This window comes from Lentisphaerota bacterium (assembly GCA_016873675.1).
In the GTDB taxonomy this organism is placed as follows: domain Bacteria; phylum Verrucomicrobiota; class Kiritimatiellia; order RFP12; family JAAYNR01; genus VGWG01.
On record VGWG01000086.1, the window covers coordinates 1 to 11,005 of the forward strand.

11 protein-coding genes are annotated in these 11,005 nt (G+C 64.7%); 9 read left to right on the forward strand and 2 right to left on the reverse strand.

Features of this window, described 5'->3' with window-relative positions:
• Positions 1-181: hypothetical protein (locus FJ222_09855; protein MBM4164725.1), on the reverse strand; the 181-nt coding region annotated here is incomplete at its 3' end.
• A 152-nt stretch (positions 182-333) separates the two neighbouring features.
• Here FJ222_09855 and FJ222_09860 point away from each other — a divergent pair.
• The 3 genes from FJ222_09860 (at position 334) to aroB (ending at position 5,146) form a co-directional block, all read left to right on the forward strand.
• Positions 334-2,163, forward strand: coding sequence for a phosphoenolpyruvate carboxykinase (GTP) (locus FJ222_09860; GenBank protein ID MBM4164726.1), 1,830 nt, complete (start codon positions 334-336; stop codon positions 2,161-2,163).
• 209 nt (positions 2,164-2,372) lie between these two features.
• Entirely contained in the window at positions 2,373-3,560 is a 1,188-nt protein-coding gene (gene aroC, locus FJ222_09865; GenBank protein ID MBM4164727.1) for a chorismate synthase, read from the forward strand.
• Positions 3,557-5,146: a 3-dehydroquinate synthase gene (gene aroB / locus FJ222_09870; GenBank protein ID MBM4164728.1), complete on the forward strand. Its 1,590-nt coding sequence runs from the start codon at positions 3,557-3,559 to the stop codon at positions 5,144-5,146. The genes aroC and aroB overlap by 4 nt, the downstream gene beginning before the upstream one ends.
• A gap of 41 nt (positions 5,147-5,187) precedes the next feature.
• Here aroB and FJ222_09875 read toward each other — a convergent pair whose 3' ends face one another.
• A complete protein-coding gene (locus tag FJ222_09875; protein MBM4164729.1) occupies positions 5,188-6,162 on the reverse strand; it encodes an iron ABC transporter permease in 975 nt (324 codons plus the stop codon).
• A gap of 68 nt (positions 6,163-6,230) precedes the next feature.
• Here FJ222_09875 and FJ222_09880 point away from each other — a divergent pair, with 68 nt between their 5' ends.
• The 6 genes from FJ222_09880 to FJ222_09905 all read left to right on the forward strand — a co-directional run.
• Positions 6,231-7,340, forward strand: a complete 1,110-nt coding sequence (locus FJ222_09880; protein ID MBM4164730.1) for a phosphate ABC transporter substrate-binding protein — start codon at positions 6,231-6,233, stop codon at positions 7,338-7,340.
• A gap of 30 nt (positions 7,341-7,370) precedes the next feature.
• The gene (gene pstC, locus FJ222_09885; GenBank protein ID MBM4164731.1) at positions 7,371-8,228 is read left to right on the forward strand and encodes a phosphate ABC transporter permease subunit PstC; all 858 of its coding nucleotides are present in this window, start codon (positions 7,371-7,373) and stop codon (positions 8,226-8,228) included.
• Complete coding sequence (gene pstA, locus FJ222_09890; GenBank protein ID MBM4164732.1) at positions 8,225-9,064, forward strand: phosphate ABC transporter permease PstA; 840 nt, start codon at positions 8,225-8,227, stop codon at positions 9,062-9,064. The genes pstC and pstA overlap by 4 nt, the downstream gene beginning before the upstream one ends.
• A complete protein-coding gene (locus FJ222_09895; protein MBM4164733.1) occupies positions 9,061-9,831 on the forward strand; it encodes a phosphate ABC transporter ATP-binding protein in 771 nt (256 codons plus the stop codon). Before pstA ends, FJ222_09895 begins: the two co-directional genes overlap by 4 nt.
• Positions 9,828-10,592, forward strand: coding sequence for a phosphate ABC transporter ATP-binding protein (gene pstB / locus FJ222_09900; protein MBM4164734.1), 765 nt, complete (start codon positions 9,828-9,830; stop codon positions 10,590-10,592). Before FJ222_09895 ends, pstB begins: the two co-directional genes overlap by 4 nt.
• Before the next feature lie 11 nt (positions 10,593-10,603).
• The coding region (locus FJ222_09905; protein ID MBM4164735.1) for a phosphate transport system regulatory protein PhoU at positions 10,604-11,005 on the forward strand (402 nt) is incomplete at its 3' end.

Below are 11,005 nucleotides of genomic sequence, written 5' to 3' on the forward strand. Positions count from 1 at the left end.
TGACGCCGGTGCGCCAGCCGGGGGTGTTGGTGAGGGGAGCGAAGACCGCCGGGGTGATGGTGACGGTCTGGGGCTGACTGAAGGTGCCGCCTGCGGGGGTGATTACCGGCGCGGGGAGGGTAGGAGCCCCGTTGATCTGAAGGATCGCGGAACCGAAGCAGGTGCCTGCGGTGGCGGTCACGGTGTAAGCGACCCATTATGTTTTTTGGGCTGTTTTTTTGGGCTTGCCCGACGCAAGAGAATGCGATATCATTCCGCGCTATTTCTTATGCCGTCTGCCGCATGGGGTACGTGCGAAAACAGGGGCCGTTAACCGATTGAGAGGAAGAGACGATGCACGTTCCGACAAAGAATCAGAAGCTGATCGATTGGGTTTCCGAATTTGCAAAACTGACGACACCGGCCCGCGTGGTGTGGTGTGACGGATCGAAGAAGGAATACGATGATCTGTGTGAATTGATGGTCGCTGCAGGCGTCTTCACGAAGCTCAACCCCGCGAAGCGCCCGGGTTGCTATCTGGCCCGCTCGCACGCCTCGGACGTGGCCCGCGTGGAGGATCGCACCTTCATCTGCTCGACGAGCAAAGAGGAGGCCGGGGCGACGAACAATTGGCGCGATCCCGCAGAGATGAAGGCCGAGATGCGCGCGCTGTACACGGGGTGCATGAAGGGCCGTACGCTGTACGTGATCCCGTTCTCAATGGGTCCGCTGGGCTCACCCGTGGCCAAGATCGGCATCGAGCTCACGGATTCCCCCTACGTTGTGGTGAACATGCACATCATGACCCGCGTCGGCACGGAGGTCTTGAAGGCGTTGGGCGAACACGGCACATTCATTCCGTGCCTGCACTCCGTCGGCGCGCCGCTGAAGGATGGCGAGAAGGATAGCACTTGGCCGTGCGCCCCGATCGAGAAGAAATACATCGCCCACTTCCCCGAGGAGGGGGCGATTTGGTCCTTTGGCTCCGGCTACGGCGGCAATGCGCTGCTGGGCAAGAAGTGTCTCGCGCTGCGCATCGCCTCCTCCCTGGCCCGCCGCGAGGGGTGGATGGCCGAGCACATGCTCATCCTCAAGCTCACCTCTCCGGAGAAGAAGGTGCATTACATCTGCGCCGCCTTCCCGAGCGCCTGCGGCAAGACGAACCTGGCCATGATGGAGCCGACCCTGCCGGGCTGGACCGTCGAGACCGTCGGCGATGACATCGCCTGGCTGCGAATCGGCGAGGATGGCCGCCTGTACGCGATCAACCCCGAGGCGGGATTCTTCGGCGTGGCGCCCGGCACCTCGATGTACTCGAATCCAAACGCGATGCGCACGATCCAGAAAAACACCATCTTCACCAACTGCGCGCTGACGGACGATGGCGACATCTGGTGGGAAGACATGGGCGTGCCTGCGCCGCAGCACGCCATCGACTGGAAGGGGTGCGACTGGACGCCCGCCATGAAGGACAAAGAGGGCAAAGCGGTCAAGGCGGCCCATCCCAACGCGCGCTTCACCGCGCCAGCCAAGCAGTGCCCGGTCATCGCGTCGGAGTGGGAAGATCCCGCCGGGGTGCCGATCAGCGCGTTCCTGTTTGGCGGTCGCCGGCCGACGACGATCCCGCTGGTGAACGAGGCGTTGAACTGGACGCATGCCGTGTTCATGGGATCGGCCGCCGGCTCTGAGACCACCGCAGCCAATATCGGCGCGGTCGGCGTTGTCCGCCGCGATCCGATGGCCATGCTGCCGTTCTGCGGCTACAACGTCGGCGATTACCTGATGCACTGGCTCACAATGCCTCTGCGGACCGATGCGTCGAAGCTGCCCAAGGCCTACTTCGTCAACTGGTTCCGTAAGACGCCGGACGGCAAGTGGCTGTGGCCGGGCTTTGGCGAGAACAGCCGCGTGCTGAAGTGGATCTGCGACCGGATTGACGGCAAGGTTGCAGGCGTCGAGACGCCGATCGGCATCATGCCCTCACCGAAGGAGCTGGATCTCACCGGCTCCACCGTGACGGCGGCCGATCTGACCGAGTTGCTGGCCGTGGACATCGCGGGCTGGCAACAGGAGATCACCTCGGTCGAGGACAGCTACGCCAAGTGCGGGAACCGCATTCCTTACGCCTTGAAGCAGGAACTGGCAGCCCTGAAGGCGCGCCTGGCGGCAGCCGCGAAGAAATAGAGAAGGTCGTGTGCTGGACGTGCGACTGCTGTCCGCGCAAACGGCGGACGGCAGCGCCTGCTTAAGCATTGAACACCCTGCCGTCTGAGGTGTCCGAAGGGATCGTGCAATTGGATGATTGACCTCGGGAAGGGCTTGTCCTAAACTCCCGGCTGTCGGTGTGGCCGGTTGAAGGCCCCCCATTCGGCACGCACGAAGGGAGCATGAGTATGGCGCTGCGTTTTATCACTGCCGGGGAATCGCACGGTCCCTGCCTGACGGCTGTGTTGGAAGGCGTTCCCGCCGGCCTTATGATCACCGAGGACTCCCTCGCGTGCGACCTGAGCCGTCGCCAGACCGGCAGCGGCACGGGGCCGCGGCTGGCGGACGGGATCGAGAACGACAGGCCGCGCATTCTCGGCGGTGTGATGAACGGGCGCACCACCGGCGCGCCGATCGCCCTGCAGATCGTCAACCGCGATCACGCCCATTGGCAGGGCCGCGCGGTGCCTGCCTTCACGATCCCGCGTCCCGGACACGCCGATCTCTCCGCCGCAATCAAATACGGGTTTGACGACTTCCGCTATGCCCTCGAGCGGGCATCGGCTCGTGAAACCGCCGCCCGCGTCGCCGCCGGCGCGGTCTGTCGCGCCCTGCTCGCCACATTCGACATCCGGGTTGGCGGTTACGTGACGGCCATTGGCGGCGTCGCCGCCCAACTTGACGATGTCTCGTTCGAACAGCGGATCACCCGTGCGCGCGCCGCCGCGACCTCCTGCCCCGATCCCCGCGCCTCAGAAGCGATCAACGCGGCGATTCTGCAGGCGCGACAGGCAGGCGACACCCTCGGTGGCGTCATCGAGGTGGTGACGCTCCATTGTCCGCCCGGCCTCGGTTCGTACGCCACGTGGGAGGAGCGACTCGACAGTCGCCTCGCCGCCGCTGTGCTGGGCGTCCCCGCGATGAAGGGGTTTGAAATTGGCGACGCCTTTGCCAACACAGCCCGCACCGGAACGACCGCGCAGGATGCGGTCCACTGCGAAGACGGCCGCATCATCCGCGGGTCCAACCGCTGCGGCGGCATTGAGGGCGGCATTTCCAACGGCCAGCCGATCCTCATCCGCGCGGCCATGAAGCCGATTCCGACCACGATCACCCCCCAGACATCGGTCAACCTCGCCGCGAACGGGGCGGCTTCAGCCACCGCATATGAGCGCTCCGACACCTGTCCCGTCCCTCGCGCGGTGGTCGTCCTCGAAGCGGTGATTTGTTTCGTGATCGCCCGAGCCCTCCTCGAAAAGCTCGGGGGCGATTCGCTCGACGAAATGCGTCCCCGCTTTGAGCAGCTCCGTTCCCTTACGATCGCCTCGCTCCGCCTCTCAGCAGAACCGAAGGTTTTTTGGCCGGCATCCCCATGATCAGAACAGACACCCCTGAGCACCTTTTTCTTTACGGCCCCCCGGGGTCTGGCAAATCGACGCTGGGCCGGGCCCTTGCCGACGCGCTGGAGATCCCGTTTGTCGATCTCGACGAACGGATCGTTAAGGCCGCGCGCCAGACCATCCCAGAGCTATTCGCCGCTGTTGGCGAGCCGGGGTTCCGACTCCGCGAAACCCAGGCGCTTCAGGCGGTGTGCGGCGAGCCGCGGGCCGTTGTCGCCCTCGGGGGCGGCGCCCTGCTGGCCGAGGCCAATCGCGCCTGCGCCGAGGCCGCCGGCCGGATCGTCTGCCTGCGCGCGTCGGCCGAGACCCTCGCCATCCGAACGGCGTCCCAACCCGGCACCCGTCCCCTCCTCGCCGCCGCCAGCGCGTCGGCCGGGGCGAACCTCGCCGCCTTGCTGGAGAATCGCAAGCCCCATTATGATTCATTCGCGTTGCAGCTTACCGTGACCAATGCCCTGCCCCGAATGAACGTGCGCAACCTCCAGGCGTTGCTGGGTCTGTACCACGTCGGCGGGATGGGCGAGCCCTACGACGTTCGTGTCGCGACCGGCAGCCTCTCCCGCGCCGGGCATCTGCTGGCGGCGGTGCATGTCCCCTGCCCCGCAATGGTCGTCGCCGACACTGCGACCGCGCCGCTTTACGGCGCAACCGTGATCGCGTCATTGCGGGCTGCGGGCTTCTCCCCCACCCTGACCACCCTCCCGGCCGGTGAGACGCACAAGACCCTCGCCACGGTTCAGGCGATCTGGGGGGCGGCGCAACGCGCGGGAATCGACCGCGGCGGACTCTTCATCGCCCTCGGCGGCGGCGTGGTCGGCGATCTGACCGGGTTTGCCGCCGCCACCTGGCTTCGCGGCGTCCGCTGGGCCGTTTTGCCAACGACCCTCCTCGCCATGGCCGACTCCTCCCTCGGAGGCAAGACCGGCGCCGACCTCCCGGAAGGCAAAAATCTCGTCGGGGCTTTCCATCCGCCCGTGCTGGTTCTGACCGATCCCGCCACCCTCGCCACCCTCCCCGTCGCCGAGATCCGCGCGGGGCTGGCCGAGGTGGTCAAGCACGGCGTGATTGATGATCCCGAACTGTTCGATGCCTGCACCGCCCTCGCGGGTCGGCCCGAGACGATCCGTAGCGACGCGGCGTTTGTCGCGCGAGCCCTCGCCGTTAAAGTTCGCACGATCTGTGCGGATCCTTACGAGAAAGGGATTCGCGCCGCCCTCAACCTTGGCCATACGATCGGCCATGGGGTCGAGCAAGCCATGCAGTTCACGATCGGCCATGGGGAGGCGGTGGCCATCGGCCTGGTCGCCGAGGCGCGCATCGCCGAAACCCTGGGGCTGGCCGATACGGGTCTGGCCGGACGGCTGGCGGCCACGCTCGGTGGACTCGGCCTCCCGGTCGACCTGCCGCCCGGGCTCGACCGCGCCGCCTGTCTTCGGGCGATCCGGCTCGACAAAAAGCGGGTTGCCGGAACGGTCCGCTTCGCCCTTCCCCTCCGCATCGGCGCCGTCCAGACCGGCGTGGAGGTTCCGGTGGAGATTCTCGATGCCGCGCTGGCCCGCTGACGCCCGATGGTGTGCGGGCCCGGTGCAGGGCTTTTGCGGGGTCAGGCGATCCAGCCCTCCCGCCGGCGGCGGAGCAGGATCAGGAAGAATGGCCCGCCGGTCAGGGCTGTGATCACACCAACGGGAATCTCCTGCCCGGGCATCAGCGATCGGGCGACCGTGTCGCACACAACCAGAAACGCGCCGCCCGCCAGAGCCGCAGCCGGGAGCAGGCGACGGTGGTCGGAGCCGGTCACGTGGCGCACGGCGTGCGGGACGATCAGGCCGACAAAGCCGATAAGTCCCGCCAGCGCCACAGCGGCGGCGGCGGCCAGAGTGGCGGTTCCGAGCGCGCAACACACGACCAAACGGGTGCGCACGCCGAGGTTATGGGCCATTTCCGTGCCCAGCGTGAGCGCATTCAGGTCGCGTGCCAGCGCCAGCGCCGCCACACACGCCACCGCACAGCAGCCGGCGCAGCCCGCCAGCACCCGCATGTCGTTGATCTGCAGGTTCCCCAGCATCCACCAAAGAATGCCGTGCAGCCGATCATTGCGGGAAAAAGAAAGAATCACCATCAGCACGCTCGACAGCATGGAACTCACGACCACGCCGCTGAGGATCAACCCGTGGACGGAGGTGTCGCCATGGCGCGAGGCCAGCCGGAAGACAACGGTCAGGGTGATGATCGCCGCGGCAAAGGCCGTGAGCGGAAGCGCCAGAACCGTGTGGCTCGCCAGTCCCAGCGTGATCGCCAGCGTCGCCCCCACCGCGCCGCCGCTGCTCACGCCCAAGACGTAGGGATCGGCCAGGGGATTGCGCAACACCGCCTGCAGCACCGCGCCAGCGCATGACAGCGCCGCTCCGACGACAAGAGCGGCGGCAACCCGGCCGATGCGGATCTGCAGCAAGACCCGATCCAGTTCCGTCGCCGTCGCGGGCCAAAAAAACCCGTTCTGGCCGGTCATCACCGCCAGCGCGGGGATCAGCAGGCAAAGAACCAGACCGATAACCATCCAACGGGGTTGTGTGATCACGCGCGCCAGGCACTCCCAGCCAACGGACGCGGGAACAGCCCGCTCCGCCGACACAGGCAAACGGTAGCATGCCCCGCGTGAACCGTCAACCCAACGAGAATCCGCGTTCAAATTCTGACTTCTTGATTCTGACTTCTGGCTCCTGTGAAATTTCTACACCGTTGAATCGCACCCGCCCCGATTTTTCGCCCCTCTTTTGCCTTGCGAAACCGCGCGCGCCGTGTCAAACTACCCCGGCTTGCATATCAAGCAAGCGCGCCCCGCCAGTCTGTCGCGCACGCAACGCTGGATGGCGACAGGCTGGAACATCGGATCGCTCCGTAATTGACTCGTTTTCACCGCCGCAGAACCCCTGCCAACAACAAAGGACCCAGACTATGAGGACGATGCGCTCAGCCCTGTTTGTGATCGGTCTGCTCACCAGCATCGTGTTGCTGACAGGATGCGGCAAGCCGCGCGAAGGCATCACCCTGGCGGGGTCGACCGCATTCCAGCCCTTTGCCGAGAAACTGGCCGACCACTATATGGCCGCGCACCCCGATGTCGCGATCACGATTCAGGGCGGCGGCTCGGCGCTGGGCATCCAGTCGGCCCTTTCGGGCGCGGCGCAGATCGGCATGGCCGACCTCGTGAAGCTTCCCAAGGAGGCCGACGCCCTGAAAAGCATTGTGGTGGCGCGCGACGGCATCGCCGTGGTGGTCAACCCGGCGAACACCCTGACGGGGCTGACCTTGGAACAGGTGCGCGGTATTTTTGCCGGGACAATCAGGAATTGGAATGAGGTTGGCGGGGCGGACCACACGATCGCGGTGATCTCGCGCGAGGCGGGCTCGGGCACGCGCTCGTCCTTCGAGCAGATTATCGGCGGCGTGACGCTGACGGCGGATGCGCTCATTCAAGATTCGAACGGGACCATCCGCGAGACCGTGGCCAACGACGCCAATGCGGTCGGCTATCTTTCACACGGTCTGATCAACGAGAAGATCAAGCCGGTCACGGTGGATGGCTTCTCCTGTGGGGAGCAGGACATCCAGTCGGGCGACTACAAGCTGGTTCGTCCGGTGTTCCTGGTCTATCGGTCCGACGCGCGTCCGGCGTGCCAGGCATTTCTGGACTACTTGCTCACGGCGGAGGCCCAGGATCTGCTGCACCAGAACGGCCTGATCCGGGCAAACTGAGTCACACGTCGTCCCTGTCCCTGAAGGCTCATGAAATTCAACAGTGAAACAGCGGTTAAGGGCGTGTTGACGGTGGTGGCATTCTCGGCGCTGGCCAGTCTGCTGCTGATCGCGGTCTTCATCTTTAAGGAGGGATTCCCCTTCATGCTGAAGGTGGGAATCTCTGACTTTCTGTTTTCTTCGACCTGGAACCCGCAGGCCGGACAGTACGGCATCTACCCGATGATCGTGGCCTCCCTGTACGTGACGCTGGGCGCGATGCTGATCGGCGCGCCACTGGGGGTCGCGGGCGCGATCTTTCTGAACGAATTCGTGCCCCCACCGGTCATGCGGGTCATCAAGCCGACCATCGAGCTGCTGGCCGGCATCCCGTCGGTGGTGTTCGGGTTTCTGGGCGTGATGGTGCTGGCGCCATTCATCCGGGAACATTTCGGCGGCCCGGGGCTTTCGCTTCTGGCGGCGGCGGTGATCCTCGGGATCATGGTGCTGCCCACGGTCATCAGCATCTCCTCAGACGCCATCGGCGCGGTGCCGAACTCCTATCGCGAGGGGGCGCTGGCGCTCGGCGCGACGCGCTGGCAGAGCGTGCATATGGTGACGGTCAAGGCGGCCCGTTCGGGAATCATTGCCAGCATCATTCTGGCCATGGGCCGGGCTTTGGGCGAGACCATGGCGGTCATCATGGTCGCGGGCAACACGGTGAAGGTGCCTCACGCAGTCACCGACCCGGTGCGGACACTGACGGCGAACATCGCGTTGGAAATGGCGAACGCCACCGGAATGGCGCGTGAGGCGCTGTTCGCGACGGGCGTCGTGCTGTTCGTGGTGATTATGATTCTGAACAGCATCGCGCGTGCGACGCTCAAGAGGCGGGGGGCTAACAAATGAGAGTCTCCCCGAAGGTCACGCAGGCTCTGGCGGTCACGATTCTGGGCGCGGCCACGCTGCTGACGCTGGTGATCCTGGTGTTCGTGATCGTGTTCGTGCTCAGCAAGGGCCTGCCGGGCGTCAGCTTGGACTTCCTGTTCTCATCCCCTCAAGACATGGGGAAATCCGGCGGCATCTTCCCGACGCTGGTGGGGACGTTCCTGTTGCCGCTGCTGGCGATCACCATCGCCCTTCCGCTGGGCTTGGGCACGGCGGTGTATCTGACGGAATACACCCAGGAAACCCGGTTCACGCGAACGCTGCGGTTCGGCACGGACTGTCTGGCGGGCATCCCCTCCATCATCTTCGGCCTGTTCGGCTTCATCTTCTTCGTGGTCAAGCTGAAGATGGGATGGTGCCTGCTCTCCGGCGCGCTGACGCTGGCAATCATGGTGTTGCCGACGATTCTCCGCACGTCCGAGGAGGCCATCCGCTCGGTGCCGAACGCCTACCGCGAGGTGAGCTTCTCTCTGGGGGCGACGCGGTGGGAGACGGTGCTCAAGGTCGTGCTCCCGAACGCCCTGCCCGGCATCGTCACCGGCGTGATTCTGGGGATCGGCCGCTCGATCGGCGAAACAGCGGCGGTCATCTTCACTGCGGGTTCCTCCTTGCGGATGCCGATGACGGTCTTCGATTCGGTGCGGACGATGTCGGTGCATTTCTACATTCTGGCGCGGGAGGGCATCTCGAACGAGAACGCCTATGCCACCGCCGCCGTGCTGATCCTGACCGTCCTTCTGGTGAACCTGGTGGCCTACACCCTGATGCACCGCTTCATCGCCAGGAGGTCCAAATGAGCGAGCCGTCTGCCATCAAGATCGCCACCCGCGATTTCCGGGTCTTCCATGGCAGGGAGAACACGCTGCGCGGAATCACGCTGGACATACGGCACCATCGGATCCTCGGAGTGATCGGCCCCGCCGGTTCTGGAAAAACGACGTTCCTGCGAGCGTTGAACCGGCTGAACGACCTCGTGCCGGAGATGCACGTCGAGGGACAGATGCTCCTGGACGGGGAGGACCTCTATCACCCCTCCTTCAATGTGGTCTCCCTCCGCAAGCGGGTGGGCATGCTGTTCGCGCTGCCGGTGGCGCTGCCGATGAGCATTTATGAGAACGTGGTCTACGGGCCGCGGCTGTCGGGAATCCGCAGGCGCGCGCGGCTGGACGAGATCGTCGAACGCAGCCTGAAGTCGGCTTTTCTCTGGGACGAGGTCAAAGACCGCCTGCCGATGTCCGGGCTGCGGCTTTCCGGAGGGCAGCAACAGCGGCTCTGCCTGGCGCGCGTGCTGGCGATGGAGGAGTTGGAGGTGATCCTGCTCGATGAGCCGTGTTCCGGTTTGGACCCCGTCTCGACCGCCAAGATCGAGGATGCGCTGACGGTCCTGAAAGAGAGGTACACGATTATCCTCGTGACCAACAACACCAAGCAGGCGGCGCGCGTGGCGGACGACACGGCTTTTTTTCTGATGGGCGAGCTGATCGAGTGCGGATTGACCGAGAAGATTTTCACGGTCCCGGACGATAGCCGGACCAACGAATACGTGACGGGCAGGTTCGGATGAGCAGTACAGACACAGTCATCAGCGTGCGAAATCTGGATCTTTTTTATGGCGACTTCCACGCCCTGAAACAGGTGGCGATGGAGGTTCAGACACGGCACATCACGGCGCTGATCGGGCCGTCAGGCTGCGGGAAGTCCACCCTGCTGCGCACCCTGAACCGCATGAACGACCTGATCCCGGGCGTCAGGGTCACCGGATCCATCCGGCTCGAAGGGCGGGACATCTATTCGTCGGGGACCGACGTCTGCGCGTTGCGCAAGCGCGTCGGCATGGTCTTCCAGCGTCCCAACCCCTTCCCACTCTCGATTTACGACAACGTTGCCTTCGGGCTCCGGGTGGCGGGCCTGTGCAACCGCGACCGGATCGGGGAGATCGTCGAGCGCAGCCTCACGGCGGCCTGGCTGTGGGACCCGCTCAAGGACAAGCTGCAGGACCCCGCGTTGTCGCTGCCGCTGGATCAGCAGCAGCGTCTGTGCGTGGCGCGCCTGATTGCGGTGGAACCGGAGGTGATCCTGATGGACGAGCCCTGCTCGGCCCTGGACCCCATCTCCACCGCCCGCATTGAGGAACTGATGCTCGCGCTCAAGCTGAAGTACACGATCGTGATCGTGACCCACAACATGCAGCAGGCCGCCCGCATCTCGGATTATTCGGGTTACATGTTGCTGGGCGAAATGATAGAATTCGGCGACACGGCTGGAATATTCACCGCGCCGCGGGATAAACGAACCCAGGACTACATCAGCGGACGGTACGGATAAGGCGGGTGCATATGAAAAGGCATTTTGACGAGCAGTTGCAGGGATTGAAGAGCCATCTCATGAAAATGAGCGCGTTGGCGGAGGTGATGATCGCCGACGCGGTCAAGTCCGTGGTCGAGCGTGACGAGCATGCGGTCCAGCCGGTCTACGAGCGTGAAGAGCTCGTGAACCACATGCAGATCGAGATCGACGAGATCTGCCTGACCCTGACCGCCTTGCACCAGCCGGCGGCCGGCGACCTGCGCTTCATCATTGGCGCGGTCAAAACGAACTCCGACTTGGAGCGCCTCGCGGACGAGGCGGTGAACATCGTACAGAAGGCCGAACACCTGCTGAAGATGCCGCAACTCAAGCCATTCGAGATCATTCCCGATATGGCGGCGATCGCCCGAGGCATGGTGCGCGACAGCCTG

What these genes read in the sequence shown, in the direction of transcription:
- FJ222_09860 (MBM4164726.1), top strand. Translation starts at nt 334, where the DNA reads ATGCACGTTCCGACAAAGAATCAGAAGCTGATCGATTGGGTTTCCGAA.
- aroC (MBM4164727.1), top strand. Translation starts at nt 2,373, where the DNA reads ATGGCGCTGCGTTTTATCACTGCCGGGGAATCGCACGGTCCCTGCCTG.
- aroB (MBM4164728.1), top strand. Translation starts at nt 3,557, where the DNA reads ATGATCAGAACAGACACCCCTGAGCACCTTTTTCTTTACGGCCCCCCG.
- FJ222_09880 (MBM4164730.1), top strand. Translation starts at nt 6,231, where the DNA reads ATGCCCCGCGTGAACCGTCAACCCAACGAGAATCCGCGTTCAAATTCT.
- pstC (MBM4164731.1), top strand. Translation starts at nt 7,371, where the DNA reads ATGAAATTCAACAGTGAAACAGCGGTTAAGGGCGTGTTGACGGTGGTG.
- pstA (MBM4164732.1), top strand. Translation starts at nt 8,225, where the DNA reads ATGAGAGTCTCCCCGAAGGTCACGCAGGCTCTGGCGGTCACGATTCTG.
- FJ222_09895 (MBM4164733.1), top strand. Translation starts at nt 9,061, where the DNA reads ATGAGCGAGCCGTCTGCCATCAAGATCGCCACCCGCGATTTCCGGGTC.
- pstB (MBM4164734.1), top strand. Translation starts at nt 9,828, where the DNA reads ATGAGCAGTACAGACACAGTCATCAGCGTGCGAAATCTGGATCTTTTT.